This window comes from Rhodoferax sp. XS2R6 (assembly GCF_056521365.1).
In genome coordinates this window covers 414,536-434,323 of sequence record NZ_JBWMAY010000004.1, presented here as the reverse complement: position 1 = coordinate 434,323, position 19,788 = coordinate 414,536, and the positions used below count along the sequence as shown (strand labels likewise).

Sequence of the window (19,788 nt, the reverse complement as noted above, 5' to 3'; positions counted from 1 at the left end):
CAAACATTCGACTTTCAAAGACACTAGTTCCATTGAACTAACCCCCTTTAAGGACCTGTCATGAAACTCTTGCACATCGACTCCAGCATCCTGAGCGCCAACTCTGTCTCCCGCCAGCTGACCAAGGACACCGTGGCCCAGTGGGTCAGCAACCACCCCGACACCACCGTGGACTACCTGGACCTGGCCGTGGACACCCCCAGCCACCTGTCCGCCGACTCGCTGGGCTTCCGCGCCCCCGCCGGCGCAGACCAGACTGACGTGCAAAAGCGTGAAAACGCCATCTCCGAAGCCCTGGTAACCCAGTTCCTGGCTGCCGACGTGATCGTGGTGGGCGCTCCGCTGTACAACTTCAGCATCCCCAGCCAGCTCAAGTCCTGGATCGACCGCATCGCCCAAGTCGGCCGCACCTTCACCTACACCGAGACTGGTCCCAAGGGCCTGGCCGGCGGCAAGACCGTGATCGTGGCCTCCACCCGCGGCGGCGTCTACTCCACCAACGACTGGGGCCGTGCAGCTGAGCACCAAGAGAGCTACCTGCAAACCGTGTTCGGTTTCCTGGGCATCACCGACGTGCGCTTTGTGCGCGCCGAAGGTGTGGCCATGGGTGACGCGAAGAAGGCTGAGGCGCTGGCTGAAGCGGCCAATGGGATTGCCAAGTTGGCGGCCTGATACACGCAAGCGGCGCTGGTCCACATCAGCTAGCGCCGCCAAAATAACAAAGCCCGGCACTGCCGGGCTTTGTTATTTTGGGGTCAGTGGACTTCATGTAAATCCCAAGGAGAGGACGCTCAGCAATCTACCATTAATACTGCGTGAGCCAAGCCTGCCCCAACCTACTCCTGAACTCCACTTTTCCATTGGATACAAATACGTTGGCAATAGAAATCGGATTTCGCCAGCCAGGAATGCTGATATGGATTGCATCCCCAACAATCGACCATTTGCCAGCAACCTCTCGATCCCCCGAGAAAACAATGCCCTCAGGTTTGAAAGCCAATTGGTATCTATAGTTAACTCGCCTGTCGCCAGTGGCCTCTCCTACACCAAAAAGAGTTTTTCCGGTTAAAAGGTCTTCAATTTGTCGCCCGGTAAGCTCTCCATCTGAGTACTCTTCAGCTGAAACAAGTTCAGGCGGTATATATGGCTTTGGGGATTTAGGAACCGCACCTGTACAGGCAGATAAAAGCAGAACAACACTGGCAAACAGTGTGAAAACTGTAAATGTGACAACTTTCATTGCGATGTTATTTCCGAGTTAGCCGGTATTTTTGCATGCGTGTGGGTTTGAGTTCTGATCCAAACACCGCCTGAGGATTGGCTCAACTAACCCCCTCCAAAACCCCCAACGCCTCCCTCGCCCAGGCGATGCTCCCTTCCTCGTACATGATCCCCTTCTTGAGGATCAGGTGCTGCAGCCGCTTGGCGCGCGGCATCGCATCCCCCCGCGCAAAGTCGCGCGCCTCAATCGCGCGGTAGTGCGCCAGGCGCTCTGTGTGGTGGGCGATGCGTTCGTGCAGTTCACCACTTAAATCCACCTCGCCCAGCGCCGCATCGGCGCGCAGCTTCACGGTGAATTCGTCGCGCAGATCGATAGGGGCCGTGGGTTCCTGCGTCCAGCGCACCAGCTCGGCGCGGCCGGCGGGGAGCACCTTGTATTCGCGCTTGCGGGTGGCGCCGGCGTCGGGGGCGGTGTCGGAGACGATCCAGCCTTTGTCTTCCATGCGGGCCAGTTCGCGGTAGATCTGCTGGTGGGTGGCGTGCCAGAAGTAGCCGATGGACTTGTCGAAGCGGCGCGCCAGCTCGTAGCCGGAGGACGGTTTTTCGATCAGGGAGGTGAGCACGGCGTGGGCAAGCGACATGCTGGCGAGTCTAAGGGCAGCCCTCTAACTATGCAACCAGTTGCATAAACTTCGCTAGACTTCTACACTGCTGCAACTGGTTGCATAGTTGCGCCGCAGCCACCCAACAACAAAGGAGACACCCATGACGACACCCGCCCTCACCTACCCCCACATGCTTGCGCCCTTGGACCTGGGCTTTACGACGCTGAAAAACCGCGTGCTCATGGGCTCCATGCACGTGGGCCTGGAAGAAGCGCGTGACGGCTTTGCACGCATGGCCGCCTTTTACGCCGAGCGCGCCAAGGGCGGCGTGGGCCTCATCGTGACCGGCGGCATTGCCCCCAACGACCGCGCCCGCCCCATGCCCGGCGGCGCAGCGATGACCACGCAGAAAGAGGCCGACAAACACAAGGTGGTGACCGAGGCGGTGCACGCCGCGGGCGGCAAGATTTGCATGCAGATCCTGCACTTTGGCCGCTATGCCTACCACCCCGAACTGGTCGCACCCAGCGCGCTCAAAGCCCCGATCAGCCCCTTCCGCCCGCACGCGCTGACCACCGAAGAGGTGGAACAGACCATTGAGGACTACGCCAACGCCGCCGCCCTGGCACAAAGCGCGGGCTACGACGGCGTGGAGATCATGGGCTCCGAGGGTTACCTAATCAACGAATTCATCGCACAGCAAACCAACCACCGCGACGACGCCTGGGGCGGCAGCTATGAGAACCGCATCCGCTTTCCGCTGGAGATCGTGCGCCGCACCCGCGCACGGGTGGGCACTAACTTCATCCTCATCTTCCGCCTCTCCATGCTGGACCTGGTGGAAGGCGGCTCGTCCAAGGAAGAAGTGGTGCAACTGGCGCAGGCGCTGGAGGCAGCGGGTGTCACCATTCTGAACACCGGCATCGGCTGGCACGAAGCGCGCATCCCCACCATCGCCACCAAGGTGCCGCGCGCGGCCTTTGCCTGGGTGACGCAGCAGCTCAAGGGCAAGGTGAAGATTCCGCTGGTGGCCACCAACCGCATCAACACGCCTGAAGTGGCAGAACAGATTTTGGCGGACGGCCAGGCCGACATGGTGAGTATGGCCCGCCCCTTCCTGGCGGACCCCGACTTTGTGGCCAAGGCCGCGGCCGGCAAAGCCCACACCATCAACACCTGCATAGGCTGCAACCAGGCCTGCCTGGACCACACCTTTGGCGGCAAGATCACCAGCTGCCTGGTGAACCCGCGCGCCTGCCACGAGACGCTGATGCTGGCGACCCCCGCACCCCGCAAGGAGCGCATTGCCGTGGTGGGCGCTGGTCCGGCCGGGCTGGCGTTTTCTACCGAAGCGGCCAAACGCGGCTATGAGGTCACGCTGTTTGACGCGGCCAGCGAGATCGGTGGCCAGTTCAACGTGGCCAAGCAAGTGCCGGGCAAAGAAGAGTTCTACGAAACGCTGCGCTACTTCGGCACGCAGATCAAAGCCACCGGCGTGACGCTGCAACTGGGCAAGCGCGTGAGCGCACAAGACCTGACCACCGCCGGCTTCCAGCACGTGGTGCTGGCCACGGGTGTGAGCCCACGCAAGCCCGAGATTGAAGGCATTAACCACCCAAAGGTGCTGGGTTATCTGGATGTGCTGCGCGACAAAAAGCCCGTGGGCCAGACCGTGGCGCTGATCGGCGCGGGCGGCATTGGTTTTGACACAGCAGAATTTCTTCTTCATGAGGGCACCAGCCCCAGCCTGGACCAGGCCAAGTTCTTTGCCGAGTGGGGCGTGGACACCACGTTTGCCCACGCCGGTGGACTCAAGCCCGCGCACATCGAGAAGACGCCGCGCAAGGTTTACCTGCTGCAGCGCAAGACCAGCAAGGTGGGCGACGGCCTGGGCAAGACCACGGGCTGGATCCACCGCACATCACTGAAGAACCGCCAGGTGGAAATGGTCAACGGCGTGACCTACCGCAAGGTGGACGACGCGGGCCTGCACATCACCGTGGGCGACAAGGACATGGTGCTGCCGGTGGACAACGTGGTGATCTGTGCGGGCCAGGACCCGCAGCGTGAACTGCAGGCCGAGCTGCAAGCAGCGGGCGTGACCGTGCACCTGATTGGCGGCGCCGATGTGGCCGCCGAGCTGGACGCCAAGCGCGCCATCAAGCAAGGCACCGAGCTGGCCCTGGCTTTTGGCGCCGAGAAGGCCGAAGCGCCCAAGGCCGGTGCTGCGCCCAGGCTAGAGCAAACTCTGCCCGCACCCGTGGCCGCCAGCTTGAAGCTGTGGCACCAGATGATCGAGGAGAAGAACCTGGGCGAGCTGGCCAGCATCCTGCACCCCAAGGCCGTGTTCCGCTCGCCCATGGCGCACACGCCCTACCCCAGCGCGCAGGCGGTACAACTCATCTTGGGTAATGTGATTCAGGTGTTTGAGAACTTCAAATACCACCGCGAACTGGCCAGCGCCGATGGGCTGAGCCTGGTGCTGGAGTTCAGCGCGCAGGTAAACGGCAAAGACCTGAAGGGCATTGACATGGTGCAGTTCAATGCCGAGGGCAAGATCGTGGACTTTGAGGTGATGGTGCGTCCCATGAGCGGCTTGCAGGCCCTGGGCGACGAGATGGGCAAGCGCCTGGCGCCCTACCTGGCGATGATGAAGCCTGCCAAAGCCTGACCGCGCTCACCGCAAATGCTATTGTTTTGATAGCTTCTCGCGCATATTTCACAATGGCTAGCGGCCTAAAACACTTATAAAAAGGAGACACACATGCAATTTGAAACCCTCAGCGTCACGCTGGACGCCCACATCGCCACCGTGCGCCTGAACCGACCCGACAAGGCCAACGCCATGAACGCCACCATGTGGCAGGAAATCCGCCAGGCCTTTGAGTGGGTGGACCGCACGCCCGAGGCGCGCGTGGCCGTGCTGCAGGGCGAGGGCAAGCTGTTCTGCGCGGGCATCGACCTGCAGATGATGATGGGCATGAACGCGCAGATTGCCAACGACTGCGACGGCCGCTCACGCGAAGCCATGCGCCGCGTGATCCTGGACATGCAGGACACGCTGACCAGCCTGGAGCGCTGCCGCAAGCCCGTGCTGGCGGCCATCCACGGCGGTTGTATTGGTGGCGGCATCGACCTCATCACCTGCGCCGACATGCGCTACGCCAGCGCAGATGCCTACTTCAGCATCAAGGAAATCGACATCGGCATGACCGCCGACGTGGGCACCTTGCAGCGCCTGCCCAAGCTGGTGGGCGACGGCATCACGCGCGAGCTGGCCTACACCGGCCGCAAGCTGGACGCCGCAGAAGCGCGCCAAATCGGCCTGGTAAACCGCGTGTTTGACAGTCGCGAGGCGCTGTACGCCGGTGTGCAAGAGATTGCGGCCACCATTGCCGCCAAGTCGCCCCTGTCCATCCGCGGCACCAAGGAAATGATCACCTACGCGCGCGACCACAGCGTGGCAGACAGCCTGAACTACATCGCCACCTGGAACGCCGCCATGCTGATGAGCCAGGATTTGACCGAGGCGATGACGGCGAACATGCAAAAGCGGGCGCCGGTGTTTAAGGACTGAACGTCCCTTCGCTCATCCGTCTTTGGCTGAGCCCGCAGCAGGCTTGGGGTACGTACCTCCGCTCGTGTCCCCCGCCCGCTCCAGCGGGCTCCTCCTTTACCTCGCTGCGGCACGCACCCCAAACCTGTTGCTGCGAAGAGGGGAGTTTCTTGCTGGCGAATCAAGACGCACCACGCAGGATCAGGTGGGCTGGGCGTTTTGCGCAGGTAAAGGAGGAGCTCGCGCAGCGAGCGGGGGACACGGAGCAAAACGTCCAGCCCACCTGATCCCCTACAAACGGGGGCCGACTAAAATCCCCAGTTCCTCCGTGAAAGTCGATTTCCCCATGCCCCGCCAACTCTTTGTCACCACCGCCCTGCCCTACGCCAACGGCAACTTCCATATCGGCCACATCATGGAATACATCCAGGCCGACATCTGGGTGCGGTTTCAGCGCATGCAGGGCAATGCGGTCAACTTTGTGGGCGCGGACGATACGCACGGTGCGCCCATCATGATTGCGGCTGAAAAGGCTGGCGTGACACCCGAGCAGTTCGTGGCCAACATCGCCGCCGGCCGCAAGCAGTACCTGGACGGCTTCCACATCAGCTTTGACAACTGGCACAGCACCCACTCGCCCGAAAACACAGAGCTGGCCCGCCAGATTTACCGCGACCTGCGCGACCGCGCCGATGGCAGCCTGATTGAAGTGCGCACCATCGAACAGTTCTTCGACCCCGAGAAGAACATGTTCCTGCCCGACCGCTACATCAAAGGCGAGTGCCCCAAGTGCCACGCCAAGGATCAGTACGGCGACAACTGCGAGGTCTGCGGCTCGGTCTATGCACCCACCGATTTGATCAACCCGTTCTCGGCCCTCTCGGGTGCCAAGCCCGAACTCAAGAACTCGGAGCACTTCTTCTTCAAGCTGTCAGATCCGCGCTGCGTGGAATTCTTGGAAAAGTGGACGCAAGGCCCCGATGAAAGCGGCAAGCCGCGGCTGCAGCCCGAAGTGGCCAACAAGATCAAGGAATGGTTCAGCGTTCGCACCAACCCCGATGGCACCACCAGCGAAGGCCTGGGCGACTGGGACATTTCGCGCGACGCGCCCTACTTCGGCATCGAGATTCCCGATGCCCCGGGCAAGTACTTCTATGTGTGGTTGGACGCACCCGTGGGCTACCTGGCCTCGCTGAAGAACTGGTTCGACAAGGGCGGCCCCAAGGCCAAGCACGGTGACACACGCAGCTTTGACGAATACATGGCAGCAAGCGACACCGAGCAGTACCACTTCATCGGCAAGGACATCGTCACCTTCCACACGCTGTTCTGGCCTGCGATGCTGAAGTTCAGCAACCGCAAGACGCCCAACAATGTGTTTGTGCACGGCTTCCTCACCGTCAACAACGGCGAGAAGATGAGCAAGAGCCGCGGCACCGGCCTGGACCCGCTCAAGTACCTGAGCCTGGGCATGAACGCCGAGTGGCTGCGCTACTACCTGGCGGCCAAGCTGTCCAACCGCAACGAAGACATCGACTTCAACGCCGATGACTTCATGGCGCGGGTGAACTCGGACTTGATTGGCAAGTACGTCAATATCGCATCACGCGCGGCCGGCTTCCTGACCAAGCGCTTTGAGGGCAAGCTCAGCAACAGTTTTGGTGCCACAGGCGCTGCCCTGCTGGCCGAGATCCGCGGCGCCGCAGACGGCCTGGCCACCAGCTTCGAGGCCCGCGAATACAGCAAGGCCACGCGCGAAATCATGCTGCTGGCCGACAAGGTCAACGCCTATGTGGACCAGAACAAGCCCTGGGACCTGGCCAAAGACGCCGCCAACAATGCGCAGCTGCACGAAGTCTGCTCGGTGCTCATCAACGCCTTTACCGCGCTGACCCGCTACCTCGCTCCCGTGCTGCCCGGCCTGGCGCAAGCCGTGGAAGGCTTTGTGGGCCAGAGCATGCAGCAATGGACGGTGGCGGGCGATGTGCAAGCCATCCAGCCCTACCAGCACCTGATGCAACGCGTCACCCCCGAGCAACTGGACGCACTTTTTGAGCCAAAAGAGCCTCTAGCGCCCGCGGAACCTGCGCAAGCAGCTCCTAAAAAAGTAGCAAAATCAGCACCCGCAGCTGTGCCCGCTGACCCCAATGCCCCCGGTGGCGAGGCGCTGGCGCCCACCATCAGCATTGACGACTTTGCCAAGATCGACCTGCGCATTGCGAAGATCGTCAACTGCGAAGCGGTGGAAGGCTCCACCAAGCTGCTGCGCCTCACGCTCGACGTGGGCGAGAAAAATGCCGAGGGCCAGCCCACCACACGCAATGTGTTCAGCGGCATTGCCAGCATGTACAAGCCTGAAGAACTGGTGGGCCTGCTCACCGTGCTGGTGGCCAATCTGGCGCCGCGCAAGATGAAGTTTGGTGTGTCCGAGGGTATGGTTCTTGCAGCCAGCCATGCGGATGAAACTGCACAACCCGGCATCCACATCCTCACCCCCTGGCCCGGCGCCCAGCCCGGCATGCGTATCCACTGAAAGCCCCACGCCCCGTCAGCCCACACGCCGCATGCAAGCCCCGTTGGAATTTCGCCCCAAGCTTTTGCAGGCTTTACAGGGCTATTCCCGCCAGCGGTTTTGGGGCGATGTGGGAGCCGGCCTCACGGTCGGCGTGGTGGCGCTGCCGCTGGCCATGGCCTTTGCCATTGCCAGCGGGCTCAAGCCCGAGGCGGGGCTGTTCACCGCCATCATTGCGGGCTTTCTGATCTCGGCACTAGGTGGCAGCCGTGTGCAGATTGGCGGTCCGGCCGGCGCCTTCATCGTCATCGTCTACGGCATCGTGGAACGGTATGGCCTGGCCAACCTGATCATTGCCACCGCCATGTCAGGTGTCATGCTGCTTGCGTTTGGCCTGTTCAAGCTGGGCACGCTGGTGCGCTTCATTCCCATCTCGGTGGTCATCGGGTTTACCAACGGCATTGCGGTGCTGATTGCGGTGTCGCAGGTCAAAGAGTTTCTGGGCCTGCAAGTGCCCCACATGCCGGGCAACTTCTTTGGCATTGTGCAAACCGTCTTCCAATCGCTGCACACCTTCAACGGCTACGCCACCCTGCTGGCACTGGCCTGCCTGGGCTTGATTGTGGGCTGGCAATGGGGCGTGCCACGGCTGGCCCTCACACGGCCCTGGGCGCGCAAGTGGACGCTGGTGCCGGGCTCCATCGTGGCGCTGGTGCTGGCCACGCTGCTGGTCACGTTTTGCGGCATTCCGGTGGAGACCATTGGCACCCGGTTTGGTGGTGTGCCCAGCAACCTACCCACGCTGGACTGGCCCGAATTCTCGTGGGAGACCGCGCGCTTCTTGTTGCTGCCAGCCTTCACATTGGCGCTGCTAGGCGCGATTGAATCATTGCTGTGCGCGCGTATTGCCGACGGCATCATCGATGACCGCCACAACCCGAACCAGGAGCTGATGGCCCAGGGCATTGCCAACTTTGTGACGCCATTTTTTGGCGGCATGCCCGCCACCGGCACCATTGCCCGCACGGTGACCAACGCCAAAAGCGGCGCCACCAGTCCGGTGGCCGGCATGGTGCATGCGGCCACGCTCTTGCTGGTGGTGCTGGTGGCTGCGCCGCTGGCGCACAACATTCCGCTGGCGGCCATGGCCGCCATCCTCATGTTTGTGGCCTGGAACATGGGCGAGTGGCGCGAGTTTGTGCACCTGCGCCAGTACCGCCTGCCCTACCGCGCCACGCTGCTGGCGGTGTTTTTTCTGACCGTGGTGTTTGACCTCACGGTGGCGGTGGAGGTGGGCCTGGTGGCGGCGTGTGCCACCTTCATCTACCGCATCTCCAGCCTCTCGCGCTGCGAGCAGGTCAGCACACAAGACTATCCGCCGCTGGCCGAGCTGGAAACGCGTGTGGCCGCCTACCGGCTGCATGGCGCCATCTTTTTTGGCGCGGTCAAACTCATCGAAACACTGGAAGACCGGCTGCCCCAGCGGGTGCTGGTGCTGGACTTCAAGAACGTGCTCTACATCGACTCGTCGGGTGCCGATACGGTGGCCGACCTGGTGCGCACCTGCCACAAGCGGGGTGTGCGTTTTATCGCCTGTGGGCTGGCCTTCCAGCCGCAGGACATTTTGCTGCGCTGTGGTGTGATCGAGGCCCTGGGCCCCGCCAACCTCAGCCCCACGCTGGCCCAGGCCCTGGAGCTGGCGGTGCACGACGCCCAGGGCTAGCGCACCCTCTCAACCCAATACCTTTTTGCATGTCCGCTTCTACTTCCACCTCCCTGTCCTTTGACGTGCTCATCGTGGGCAGCGGCCTGGCCGGCCTCAGCGCCGCGCTCTTGCTCGCCTCCACACACAAAGTCGCCATCCTTACCAAACGCGCGGTGCGCGAAGGCAGCAGCGGCTGGGCGCAAGGCGGCATTGCCGCGGTGTGGGACAAGGACGACAGCTTTGCCGCCCATGTGGACGACACCCTGGTGGCCGGCGCCGGCCTGTGCGACCTGGCGGCCACGCAGTTTGTGGTGGAGCAGGCGCCGCAGGCCATTGCTTGGTTGCAGAAGCTGGGCGTGCCGTTTTCGCAAGAAGACGGCCACCTGCACCTCACCCGCGAAGGCGGCCACAGCGCGCGCCGCATCGTGCATGTGACCGACGCCACGGGTGCGGCCGTGCAACAAACCTTGATCGAGAAGGTCAAGGCCAGCCCCAACATCACCCTGTTTGAACACCACACGCTAGTGGACCTGATCACCACGGCCAAGCTGGGGCAAGACGGCACCAACCGTTGCGTCGGCCTCTACGCGCTGGACGACGACACCGATGAGGTGCTGACCTTCCAGGCCCCCCACACCATCCTGGCCACGGGCGGCGCGGGCAAGGTGTACCTCTACACCACCAACCCCGACACGGCGACGGGCGACGGCATTGCCGCGGCTTGGCGCGCGGGCTGCGCGGTGCAAAACATGGAGTTCATCCAGTTCCACCCCACCTGCCTGTACCACCCGCATGCCAAGAGCTTTTTGATCAGCGAAGCGGTGCGTGGCGAAGGCGGCCGCCTGCTGCTGCCCGACGGCACACGCTTCATGCCCGCGCACGACCCACGTGCCGAGCTGGCGCCGCGCGACGTGGTGGCCCGCGCCATCGACTTCGAGATGAAGAAGGGCGGCTTTGATTGTGTCTACCTCGACATCTCGCACCAGCCGCTGGCCTTCATCCAGGAGCACTTTCCCAACATCTACGCGCGTTGCCTGGAGCTGGGTATCGATATGTCCAAGCAGCCCATCCCCGTGGTGCCGGCCGCACACTACACCTGCGGCGGGGTGCAGACCGACCTGTCGGCCCGCACCGATGTGGCCGGCCTGTATGCCGTGGGCGAAACCGCCTGCACCGGCCTGCACGGCGCCAACCGTTTGGCATCCAACTCGCTGGTGGAGTGCATGGTGTTTGCGCGAGCAGCTACACATTTAATAGCAACCGAGCTCACCCAGCGCGGTGCCACTGGCACGCTAACCCTGCCCGCCTGGGACGACAGCCGCGTGACCGACTCGGACGAATCGGTGGTCATCTCGCACAACTGGGACGAACTGCGCCGCTTCATGTGGGACTACGTGGGCATCGTGCGCACCAACAAACGCCTGGACCGCGCAGCCCACCGCATTGCGCTGCTGCAGGACGAGATCCAGGAGTTCTACGCCCACTTCCACGTGAGCCGTGACCTGCTGGAGCTGCGCAACCTGGTGCAGGTGGCCGACCTCATCGTGCGCAGCGCCCAGGCCCGCCACGAGAGCCGCGGCCTGCACTTCAGCCGCGACTACCCGGCGCTGCTGGACGCCGCTGTGCCCACCACGCTAACGCCCTGAACGGCCAGACCGCTCCTATTTCAGGAGCTGCTTGCGCAATAACCACGGGCGTTACAGGCACTTTTTACTTACAAACCGCTACTTGTACGTAGACAGCAACAGGCTGGTCTCCGTGGTGGCAATGCCGTCAATCTGCCGGATGGTGCGCAGCACCGCGTCGAACGCCTCCAGCGAATCGGCGCGCAGCTCAGCCACGATGTCCCAGCGCCCATTGGTGCTGTGCAGGGCCTGCACATTCGGGTGGCCGCGCAGCGTGGTCATCACCTCCATGGCGCGGTTGCCCTCCACCGCCACACTCATCAGCGCGCGGATGCGGGCCGCTTCGGCCGCGGGCTTGAGGCGCACGGTGTAACCGGTAATCGTGCCGTCCTGCTCCAGCCGGGCCATGCGGTTTTGCACCGTGGCGCGCGCCACGCGCAGCTTGGCGGCCAGGGCCACGGTGGACATGCGCGCGTTGTCGCGCAGCAGGCCAATCAGTTCGCGGTCGGTGTCGTCCATGGGGTTTCTTTCAAAGTGCCAGGCATTTACGGCATTTTGCACAATGTGCAGAGCTTTATGCCCACAATGTGCGCTTCTGCCTGGCGGCGAAGGCCAGAACAATGGCGCCATGCAACACCGCGTCTTCCCCCAAGCCCCCCGCGCCGTGGTCATGGTGCGCCCCCACCACTTCACGCCCAACCCGCAAACCGCGGCCGACAACGCCTTCCAGCGCAGCGACAGCCAGCGCCAGGCCCACGAGGTGGCGCAGCAGGCCTATACCGAGGTGAGCGAAGCCGCGCGCACGCTGCAGCAGCATGGCGTGCAGGTGCACCTGTTTGAAGACGAGGTGCCCGGCCGCACGCCCGATGCCGTGTTCCCCAACAACTGGTTTTCCACCCACGCGGGCGGCCACGTGGCGCTGTACCCCATGTATTCGCCCAACCGGCGGCTGGAGCGGCGCATGGATGTGATCGAGATGCTGAAGGCGCAGTACCGCGTGCAGGACGTGATCGACTACTCGGGCCTGGAACCCGACGGCCTGTTTCTGGAAGGCACAGGCGCCATGGTGCTGGACCATGTGGCGCGCGTGGCCTACACGGCCCGCAGCAACCGCGCCAACGCCATTGCGCTGGAGCGCTTTGCCACCCATTTCAACTACGAGCCTATGGCCTTTGACGCGGTGGACGCACAGGGACGCGCGGTGTACCACACCAATGTGCTGATGTGCGTGGGTACCGACTTTGCGTTGGTGGGCCTGGACCTGATTACGGACACCACACGCCGAGCCGAAGTGCGGCAGCGGCTGGAAGAAACTGGGCGCGAGGTGGTGGCGCTCAGCGCCACGCAGATTGGCGAATTTGCGGGCAATGCGCTGGAACTCAGCAATGGGCAAGAGCGTCTGCTGGCGCTCTCCAGCCGCGCGCTGCAGAGCCTGCAGCCGGCGCAAATCAAAGTGCTGGAGCGCAGCGTGCGCCTGGTACCGCTGAACGTGCCCACCATCGAACTGGCGGGTGGCTCGGTGCGCTGTATGCTGGCGGGCATCCACCTCGCGCCACGTTAGGCCTTGGCGGAATGGCAGCTACTGGTACACCGCGTCAGCCCAGACCAGCGCTTCCATTTGCGCCACATTGATCTCGCGGTACGACAGGTCCAGGCGCTGCGCGGCCTCTGAAAAAATGGTGGCGTCCTCCATTTCGCAGGCAATGGCCATGGCCAGCAAGTCCATGTATTTGCCCGTGCCCTTGAGCAGCGCCTCGGTAATGGCGCCGTCCAGCCCCAGCATCGACAGGGCATCGGCCAGCGTGCAGCCCAGCATGCGGTCCAACAGGGAGAACAGGCCGATAAGGAAAGCCTCTTCCTGCTCTTCGGGCGACAAGGTCTTGGAGCCCAGCAGCTCCATCATCTTGGCGCGCACCACGGCCATGTTGCCGGCCAGGCTGGGCTTGCCGTCCACACCCGCGGTCATCAGCATGGCGGCCCAGCGCTGCAAGCGTTCGTTGCCCAGCAGCATCACCGCCTGGCGGATGGAGGTGATCTTGGTGCGCAGGCCCAGCCCGGCGGAGTTGATCAGGCGCAGCAGGTTGTAGCCCAGCGCCGCATCCTTTTTGATGGCGAGCTCGATCTCGTCCACATCGGCTTCGCTGCGCAGTTTGTTGAACAGATTGGCCGCACTGGCCTGGCTGGGGCTAACCACCTGGCTCTTGAGCACCTCGGGCTTTGAGAACCAGTAGCCCTGGAAAAAGTGAAACCCGATGTCGCGGAACACCTCAAACTGCGCCGCGCTCTCCACCTTCTCGGCCACGGCAATGGCACCGGTGCGGCTCTGGATGGCGTCCACCAGCGTCTTGAGCTTGGCGGGGTCGATGGCCCGCACGTCCACCTTCACAAAGTCGGCAATGCCTTGCCAAGACTTGTAGACCGGCGCCACCACCGTGTGGTTAAAGGCCAACCGGAAGCCCCGCTTGCGCAGCGTCAGCATCTTGAGGCGCGCCTCTTCGATGCCGGCCGCATCGTGCCCGGGGAAGGGCGGCACCTCGATGATGGTGCGCTGGGGTACCAAAAAATCCCAGTGCGAGCCGGTCAGGCTCTCGTGTGTGGCGTTGATGAACAAATCTGCCTGGCCGTTGACCAGCTTGCTGCTGCTCTGCGCCATGACGTTGAGCACCAGCGACACATCGCTGGCCAACGTGTGCGCCCGGTCGCCCTGCATGCGGTTGAACAGCTCATAGCCCACGATGGACTTGTCCGCGTCAACGATGTGTTGTCTGGCGATGGAAAAACTGGATGCGTCAGATGTCTCTGCGTCTGAAGAATTCACGGCAACCTTTCTGCAGCCCGGTGGGTGTGCCCACCGCCTCCCTGCATGGCAATGATGCCTGAAACGGATCAGGCCGGAATCACCAGGCCACGCTCCACCGCCGGCCGCGCCACAAAGGCCGCCAGCACCCGCGCCACTTCAGGGAAGTCGGCAAACCCGACCAAGTCACCCGCACCATAAAAACCCACCAGGTTGCGCACCCAGGGGAAGATGGCGATGTCGGCAATCGTGTAGCTATCGCCCATGACCCAGTCGCGGCCCTGCAGGTGTTTGTCCAGCACACCCAGCAGGCGTTTGCTCTCAGCCACGTAGCGGTCGCGCGGGCGTTTGTCTTCAAAGTCTTTGCCGGCAAATTTGTGGAAGAAGCCCAGTTGCCCAAACATGGGGCCAATGCCACCCATCTGGAACATCACCCACTGGATGGTTTCGTAACGCTGGGCCGGGTCTTGTGGCATGAGTTGACCGGTTTTTTCGGCCAGGTAGATCAGGATGGCGCCGGACTCGAATAGCGCCAGCGGCTTACCGCCGGGGCCGTTGGGGTCAATGATGGCGGGGATCTTGTTGTTGGGGTTGAGCGAGATGAATTCGGGCGTGAGCTGGTCGTTGGTCTGAAAACTCACCAGATGCGGCTCATAGGCCAGGCCCAGCTCTTCCAGCGCAATGCTCACCTTCACACCATTGGGCGTGGGCAGCGAATACAGCTGCAGGCGGTCCGGATGCTGGGCGGGCCATTTGGTGGTGATGGGGAAGGCGGACAAAGCGGATGTAGATGGCATGGGGGAAAGGCTCCTGGTAACTACAAAAAGAATAGCTGCTTGCGCAAACCCTCTGTGCCCTGCAGGCCTTTTGTATGCCTAAATGTTCTCTCAAAACAAATATGTAGATTAATTTACATATTTGAAGAATAATCTACAAATGCTTTGGATCACCCTCATCACCAGCCTGCCCACCGAAAACGCTACCGCCCGCATGCGCGCCTGGCGTGCGCTCAAGGCTAGCGGGGCGGCCGTGCTCAAAGACGGCGTGTACCTGATGCCCGAGCTCCCCGCCTGCCGCAGCCTGCTGGAGTCGGTGGCGGCCGATGTGGTGGCCGGCGGTGGCAGCGCCTATGTGATGGCGGTGCAGGAGCCGGCCAACGCCAGCTTTCCCCCCCTGTTTGACCGCAGCGCCGACTTTGCCGCGCTGCTGGCCGATCTGCCCCCCATCCAGGCCCTGCTGGCCAGCGGTGACCGGGCCGAGGCCACGCGCCTGTGCCGCAAGACGCGCAAGGCCTTTGCCCAGGTGGTCGAGACCGATTTTTTTCCGGCCGAGGCGCAGCGCCAGGTGGAAGCCGCGCTGCAGGCGCTGGAAGCCGCCATTGCCCGCGCCGCCGCGCCCGACGAGCCGCAGGCCGTGGCCGGCCGCATTGCCCTGCTGCAGCGCGCGCACTACCAGGGCCGCACCTGGGCCACACGCGCCCGCCCCTGGGTGGACCGGCTGGCCAGCGCCTGGCTGATCCGCCGCCAGATCGACCCGCAGGCCCGCCTGCTGTGGTTGGCGCAGCCGCAAGACTGCCCGGCGGATGCGCTGGGCTTTGACTTTGATGGCGCCACCTTCAGCCATGTGGAAGGCCGTGTGACCTTTGAGGTGCTGCTGGCCAGCTTTGCGCTGGAAAGCCCGGCCCTGCAGCGCCTGGGCGCGCTGGTGCACTTTCTGGATGCGGGTGGCGTGCAGCCGCCCGAGGCCAGCGGTGTGGAGGCGGTGCTGGCCGGCCTGCGCGCCAGCATCGCCGACGACGACCAACTGCTACAAGCCGCCAGCGCCGTGTTGGACGCCCTGCTCCACCACTTTGAACCCACCCCATGACCTCGCGCCATTCCATGCCACATGACACCCTGAGCCCGACCGAGGCCCCGCCACCCATCAGCTTCTGGCAAGCCTTTGCCTTCTGGCTCAAGCTGGGCTTTGTGAGTTTTGGCGGGCCCGCCGGGCAGATTGCCATCATGCACACCGAGCTGGTGGAGCGGCGGCGCTGGATCTCGGAGAAGCGTTTTTTACACGCGCTGAACTACTGCATGCTGCTACCCGGCCCCGAGGCGCAGCAGCTCGCCACCTACATCGGCTGGCTCATGCACCGCACCTGGGGTGGCGTGGTGGCGGGCGCGCTGTTTGTGCTGCCCTCGTTGTTCATTCTGGTGGGCCTGTCCTGGGTCTACATCGCCTTTGGCGACGTGGGCTGGGTGGCCGGCATGTTCTACGGCATCAAGCCCGCGGTGACCGCCATCGTGCTGCAGGCGGCGCACCGCATTGGCTCGCGATCGCTCAAAAACAAGGCCTTGTGGGGCATTGCCACGGCTTCGTTTTTGGCCATCTTTGCGCTGCAAGTACCCTTCCCGCTCATCGTGCTGGGTGCGGCCCTGCTGGGGTATGCCGGTGGGCGCTGGGCGCCCGCCCTGTTCAACAGCACGGGCGGGCATGGTGCAGCAGCCAAGCATTTTGGCGCGGCGCTAATTGACGACCACACCCCCACACCGGCCCACGCCCGCTTCCACTGGGGCCGCCTGGCCACGGTGGTGCTGGTGGGCGCCGTGCTGTGGGCCCTGCCCATGGGCGCGCTGACCTGGGGCATGGGCTGGGACCACACCTTCACCCAGATGGGCTGGTTCTTCACCAAGGCAGCGCTGCTCACCTTTGGCGGGGCGTATGCGGTGCTGCCTTATGTGTACCAGGGTGCGGTGGGCCACTACAGCTGGCTCACCCCCACGCAGATGATTGACGGGCTGGCGCTGGGCGAAACCACGCCGGGGCCGCTAATCATGGTGGTGGCCTTTGTCGCCTTTGTGGGGGGTTATGCCAAAGCCGTGCTGGGGCCAGACCAGCTGTTTCTGGCCGGTGCCATCGCCGCCGCCCTGGTCACCTGGTTCACCTTTCTGCCGTCCTTCATCTTCATCCTGGCTGGTGGCCCGCTGGTGGAGAGCACGCACAACGATGTGAAGTTCACCGCGCCGCTCACCGGCATCACCGCTGCCGTGGTGGGCGTGATCGTCAACCTCACGCTGTTCTTTGGTTACCACGTGTTGTGGCCGCAAGGTTTTGCCGGCGCATTTGACGTGGTGGCCGCCCTCATTGCGCTGGGCGCCGCCATCGCCCTGTTCCGTTACCAGCGCAAGGTGGTGCACGTCATTGCGGCCTGCGCACTGCTGGGTTTGTTGTTGTCACTTATTCGCTAGGAGAACCCCATGGACGCCATCACCGCCACCGAACTCGCCCAACTGCAAACGCAAGGGCAGGCCTTCACGCTGCTGGATGTGCGACGCGACAGTGCACGCCTGCAAGACGGCACCCAGATTGCCCACGCCCAGTGGCACAACCCGGCCCAGTGGCTGGAGTGGAAAGACCAGGTCCCTAAGGACCTGCCGGTGGTGGTGTACTGCGCGCACGGCCACGAGATTGGCCAGGGGCTGACCACCGTGCTGCGCGTGATGGGCCTGGATGCCCGCTACCTGGATGGCGGCATTGCCGCCTGGCAGGCTGCTGGCCTGGCCACCGAGCCCGCGGTCTGACGCTGTTGGCGGGGTGCCTAGAATGGCGCTCCATGAACGCAGCCACCCCGCCCCCCACCGTCCGGCCAGATCGGGCGCAGCCATGCAGCTGACCTCCGCCGGCGTGATCTTTCTGGCCAGCAGCGCGACCTTCCTCGCCGCTGCGGTCTGGCTGGGGCGACGTGTGTCGCAGCGCAGCCAAGGCGGCAAAAAGGGGGGCAGCGCGCTGCTCGTCATCATCATCTTTGCCTTGCTCGCCTTGTTCGTGCCCTTCACCTACTGGACCGGCCAGGCCCTGTACGCCTTGGCCACCAAACCCAGCTACAGCGCCACCGTGGTGGGCCACACCTCCGAATTGCGCGACTACGAAGAAAAAGACTCCAACGGCCGCACCGTGCGCGGCCAACGCCTGATGCACACCGCCCAAGTGCGCTTTACCGGGCCGGAGGGTGAGACGCTGGAGTTGTCCAACTCGGTGGCGTCGACCGAGATCCCCAATGAAGGCGCCAGGCTCAAGGTGGTGTACGCCCCGGGCGACCGGGTGGCCACGGAGCTGAGCCCCCGCAGCGTGGGCCTGTGGCTGGGGGCCTGTGTCATGCTGTTCATCCTGGGCTACTTCTTGTGGGCCACCGTCTGGTACGCACTGGGCCGCCCCATGGCAGGCGTAGCGGCCTTCGGCGCCACGTTCCTGCTCCGCATCTTCTTGCCCGGCATCAGCTTGCTGATGGCCCTGGCCCTGGGCTATGTGGCGCTCAAGTACTTTGCCCTGGGCAACCCGGATGGCTACCCGCTCTGGGTGGCCTGTTTATGCACCTTGTTTACGCTGGCACTGCTGCCACTGCTGGTGACGCTGTTTACGCGGGGGAAAGGGGAATAGGCGGGTTGAGATATGCGGGAAGCGCGCTTGGATTGCTACTTATTTAATAGCTGTTCGCGCATACTCCGCGAGGGCTAGCGGCAGAAAACGCTTTAAAATTAGTCGGTACCGAGAGCCAGAGGCAACACGCCCCTTGGGTGCCTGCTCTCCAATACCGCACGGCTTTCCCTCGACGGTCAACGCGTCGACACGGAGACAGCTGCTTCAGCCTGAAAGCCGACTTTTGCAGCGCTCCATTGCAGTCGGAAATACTTGATATGTGAGGCGCTGACCAACTTGCCGGTCTGCATCCTCTGGCTGAAAGGGTTAGGCACCTGGCAGCCCAAGGTATCCGGCAATTGCTTTTGCGACACCTGTGGCAGCGATTTCGACCCCTACTCCTGCTGCGCCTGAGGCCGCCTTAGCAACCAAGCTCCCGATCCAGGTGCCAGCGACCTTCGACTTTTCTTGGTCGCTGTTTGACGCTGCCGCTGTCTCGAGCTCCAGCCTCATCGGCGTCAAGTCGTCATGCTTAATCCCAAAGACCTCAAGTTGCTTCTCCAGCAAATCCCAATTGCCAGCCTGCGCTTTTGTTGTCGCCGTTTGCGTAAAGTTTTCACCGGAGTTGGACACGTTTCCAACGTTGCCATGAATGTTCGTGTTGAAAATCTGTGTCATCTTTTCGCTGCTTAGTGGGGGAAGGCTGCCAATAGGGGTATCACCTGCGTTTGGTGCCTCCCGCTCAAGGTCTATTGCAAACCCCAGAATTCTGGTTTTAACTGAGTCAACTAGACCAACAACTGCTCCTATTGGAATTTCTTTCCATGCAGACACGCACTGCATATCAAGCATGACCTTTGACGCGTAATGGACAGCAAGATCTAGTGGCCACTGCTCTTGAAGGCTTCCTGTTTTATCTCCTTCAATTAGAGCCGAGTATGCACTGATGCTGCCCCCCATATAGGCGTGTCGGTATTGCTTTTGAATCTCTTTGGGAAGAACTGATACAGGAATCTGCATCCTGTTGGCCCTTGTGCCGAATGCCCCAACGAATTGACCATAGGACTCGGCGTGCACGATGCGATATTCGGGGATGGAATCAACATCAGGATATCCATTTAGCTCCCTTTCTACCCATTGGGCGAATGGCTCGTGGGATATCCGCGCGGCGAGCAACTTGCACATCCTTAAGAGCGTAGGGATGTCTACGGTCTGCGTGATCGCTGCGGCTTGAATATCGTGGATGAGAGACATATGGACCTACCGAATAACGTACTAAACAGTCATTGACATCGCAGCAAAGCAGCCAATCGCGAAGCGTACCGCCGCTACCAATTCAATAGCTGCTCGCACATATTCCACCTGAGCT

Annotated in this window: 16 protein-coding genes and 1 pseudogene; 11 read left to right on the top strand and 6 right to left on the bottom strand. The window is 62.7% G+C overall.

Annotated features, from left to right (window positions below):
* Positions 1–60: 60 nt before the first annotated feature.
* Positions 61–672: an FMN-dependent NADH-azoreductase gene (locus tag AC097A_RS15850; RefSeq protein WP_479621575.1), complete on the top strand. Its 612-nt coding sequence runs from the start codon at positions 61–63 to the stop codon at positions 670–672.
* A 133-nt stretch (positions 673–805) separates the two neighbouring features.
* Here AC097A_RS15850 and AC097A_RS15845 read toward each other — a convergent pair whose 3' ends face one another.
* Positions 806–1,240: a hypothetical protein gene (locus AC097A_RS15845; protein ID WP_479621574.1), complete on the bottom strand. Its 435-nt coding sequence runs from the start codon at positions 1,238–1,240 to the stop codon at positions 806–808.
* A gap of 82 nt (positions 1,241–1,322) precedes the next feature.
* Positions 1,323–1,862, bottom strand: a complete 540-nt coding sequence (locus AC097A_RS15840) for a PadR family transcriptional regulator (protein ID WP_479621573.1) — start codon at positions 1,860–1,862, stop codon at positions 1,323–1,325.
* A gap of 124 nt (positions 1,863–1,986) precedes the next feature.
* On the opposite strand from AC097A_RS15840, the pseudogene AC097A_RS15835 reads away from it, so the two are divergent.
* The 5 genes and pseudogenes from AC097A_RS15835 to nadB all read left to right on the top strand — a co-directional run.
* Positions 1,987–4,008 (top strand): annotated as a pseudogene (locus AC097A_RS15835) (oxidoreductase); the annotation flags it as partial.
* Between the two features lie 582 nt (positions 4,009–4,590).
* Positions 4,591–5,403 carry a crotonase/enoyl-CoA hydratase family protein gene (locus AC097A_RS15830; RefSeq protein ID WP_479621572.1) on the top strand — a complete coding sequence of 271 codons (813 nt, stop codon included), beginning with the start codon at positions 4,591–4,593 and terminating at the stop codon, positions 5,401–5,403.
* Positions 5,404–5,728: 325 nt separating this feature from the next.
* On the top strand, positions 5,729–7,915 hold the full coding sequence (gene metG, locus AC097A_RS15825) for a methionine--tRNA ligase (protein WP_479621571.1): 2,187 nt from the start codon (positions 5,729–5,731) through the stop codon (positions 7,913–7,915).
* A gap of 31 nt (positions 7,916–7,946) precedes the next feature.
* Positions 7,947–9,617: a SulP family inorganic anion transporter gene (locus tag AC097A_RS15820; RefSeq protein ID WP_479621570.1), complete on the top strand. Its 1,671-nt coding sequence runs from the start codon at positions 7,947–7,949 to the stop codon at positions 9,615–9,617.
* A gap of 29 nt (positions 9,618–9,646) precedes the next feature.
* On the top strand, positions 9,647–11,245 hold the full coding sequence (nadB, locus tag AC097A_RS15815) for an L-aspartate oxidase (protein WP_479621569.1): 1,599 nt from the start codon (positions 9,647–9,649) through the stop codon (positions 11,243–11,245).
* 78 nt (positions 11,246–11,323) lie between these two features.
* Here nadB and AC097A_RS15810 read toward each other — a convergent pair whose 3' ends face one another.
* Positions 11,324–11,743 carry an Lrp/AsnC family transcriptional regulator gene (locus tag AC097A_RS15810; RefSeq protein WP_479621568.1) on the bottom strand — a complete coding sequence of 140 codons (420 nt, stop codon included), beginning with the start codon at positions 11,741–11,743 and terminating at the stop codon, positions 11,324–11,326.
* Positions 11,744–11,852: 109 nt separating this feature from the next.
* Between AC097A_RS15810 and ctlX the strand changes: the two genes are divergently transcribed.
* The gene (ctlX, locus tag AC097A_RS15805; protein ID WP_479621567.1) at positions 11,853–12,785 is read left to right on the top strand and encodes a citrulline utilization hydrolase CtlX; all 933 of its coding nucleotides are present in this window, start codon (positions 11,853–11,855) and stop codon (positions 12,783–12,785) included.
* A gap of 18 nt (positions 12,786–12,803) precedes the next feature.
* Here ctlX and AC097A_RS15800 read toward each other — a convergent pair whose 3' ends face one another.
* Together AC097A_RS15800 and AC097A_RS15795 are read right to left on the bottom strand one after the other, a co-directional pair.
* Positions 12,804–14,042: an EAL and HDOD domain-containing protein gene (locus tag AC097A_RS15800; RefSeq protein ID WP_315473612.1), complete on the bottom strand. Its 1,239-nt coding sequence runs from the start codon at positions 14,040–14,042 to the stop codon at positions 12,804–12,806.
* A 68-nt stretch (positions 14,043–14,110) separates the two neighbouring features.
* Positions 14,111–14,818, bottom strand: a complete 708-nt coding sequence (locus AC097A_RS15795; RefSeq protein WP_479621566.1) for a glutathione S-transferase N-terminal domain-containing protein — start codon at positions 14,816–14,818, stop codon at positions 14,111–14,113.
* Positions 14,819–14,957: 139 nt separating this feature from the next.
* On the opposite strand from AC097A_RS15795, the gene AC097A_RS15790 reads away from it, so the two are divergent.
* The 4 genes from AC097A_RS15790 to AC097A_RS15775 all read left to right on the top strand — a co-directional run bounded on the left by AC097A_RS15790 (position 14,958) and on the right by AC097A_RS15775 (position 18,440).
* Positions 14,958–15,887, top strand: coding sequence for a chromate resistance protein ChrB domain-containing protein (locus AC097A_RS15790; protein ID WP_479621565.1), 930 nt, complete (start codon positions 14,958–14,960; stop codon positions 15,885–15,887).
* A 14-nt stretch (positions 15,888–15,901) separates the two neighbouring features.
* A complete protein-coding gene (gene chrA, locus AC097A_RS15785; protein ID WP_479621607.1) occupies positions 15,902–17,251 on the top strand; it encodes a chromate efflux transporter in 1,350 nt (449 codons plus the stop codon).
* Positions 17,252–17,260: 9 nt separating this feature from the next.
* Positions 17,261–17,584 carry a rhodanese-like domain-containing protein gene (locus AC097A_RS15780; RefSeq protein ID WP_479621564.1) on the top strand — a complete coding sequence of 108 codons (324 nt, stop codon included), beginning with the start codon at positions 17,261–17,263 and terminating at the stop codon, positions 17,582–17,584.
* 82 nt (positions 17,585–17,666) lie between these two features.
* Complete coding sequence (locus tag AC097A_RS15775; RefSeq protein ID WP_479621563.1) at positions 17,667–18,440, top strand: uracil permease; 774 nt, start codon at positions 17,667–17,669, stop codon at positions 18,438–18,440.
* Positions 18,441–18,746: 306 nt separating this feature from the next.
* Here AC097A_RS15775 and AC097A_RS15770 read toward each other — a convergent pair whose 3' ends face one another.
* The gene (locus AC097A_RS15770) at positions 18,747–19,673 is read right to left on the bottom strand and encodes an AbiTii domain-containing protein (protein ID WP_479621562.1); all 927 of its coding nucleotides are present in this window, start codon (positions 19,671–19,673) and stop codon (positions 18,747–18,749) included.
* Positions 19,674–19,788: the final 115 nt, after the last annotated feature.

Bases quoted from the DNA above. Each gene is read 5' to 3' on its own strand.
- AC097A_RS15850 (WP_479621575.1), top strand. From the start codon at position 61: ATGAAACTCTTGCACATCGACTCCAGCATCCTGAGCGCCAACTCTGTC.
- AC097A_RS15845 (WP_479621574.1), bottom strand. From the start codon at position 1,240: ATGAAAGTTGTCACATTTACAGTTTTCACACTGTTTGCCAGTGTTGTT.
- AC097A_RS15840 (WP_479621573.1), bottom strand. From the start codon at position 1,862: ATGTCGCTTGCCCACGCCGTGCTCACCTCCCTGATCGAAAAACCGTCC.
- AC097A_RS15830 (WP_479621572.1), top strand. From the start codon at position 4,591: ATGCAATTTGAAACCCTCAGCGTCACGCTGGACGCCCACATCGCCACC.
- metG (WP_479621571.1), top strand. From the start codon at position 5,729: ATGCCCCGCCAACTCTTTGTCACCACCGCCCTGCCCTACGCCAACGGC.
- AC097A_RS15820 (WP_479621570.1), top strand. From the start codon at position 7,947: ATGCAAGCCCCGTTGGAATTTCGCCCCAAGCTTTTGCAGGCTTTACAG.
- nadB (WP_479621569.1), top strand. From the start codon at position 9,647: ATGTCCGCTTCTACTTCCACCTCCCTGTCCTTTGACGTGCTCATCGTG.
- AC097A_RS15810 (WP_479621568.1), bottom strand. From the start codon at position 11,743: ATGGACGACACCGACCGCGAACTGATTGGCCTGCTGCGCGACAACGCG.
- ctlX (WP_479621567.1), top strand. From the start codon at position 11,853: ATGCAACACCGCGTCTTCCCCCAAGCCCCCCGCGCCGTGGTCATGGTG.
- AC097A_RS15795 (WP_479621566.1), bottom strand. From the start codon at position 14,818: ATGCCATCTACATCCGCTTTGTCCGCCTTCCCCATCACCACCAAATGG.
- AC097A_RS15790 (WP_479621565.1), top strand. From the start codon at position 14,958: ATGCTTTGGATCACCCTCATCACCAGCCTGCCCACCGAAAACGCTACC.
- chrA (WP_479621607.1), top strand. From the start codon at position 15,902: ATGCCACATGACACCCTGAGCCCGACCGAGGCCCCGCCACCCATCAGC.
- AC097A_RS15780 (WP_479621564.1), top strand. From the start codon at position 17,261: ATGGACGCCATCACCGCCACCGAACTCGCCCAACTGCAAACGCAAGGG.
- AC097A_RS15775 (WP_479621563.1), top strand. From the start codon at position 17,667: ATGCAGCTGACCTCCGCCGGCGTGATCTTTCTGGCCAGCAGCGCGACC.
- AC097A_RS15770 (WP_479621562.1), bottom strand. From the start codon at position 19,673: ATGTCTCTCATCCACGATATTCAAGCCGCAGCGATCACGCAGACCGTA.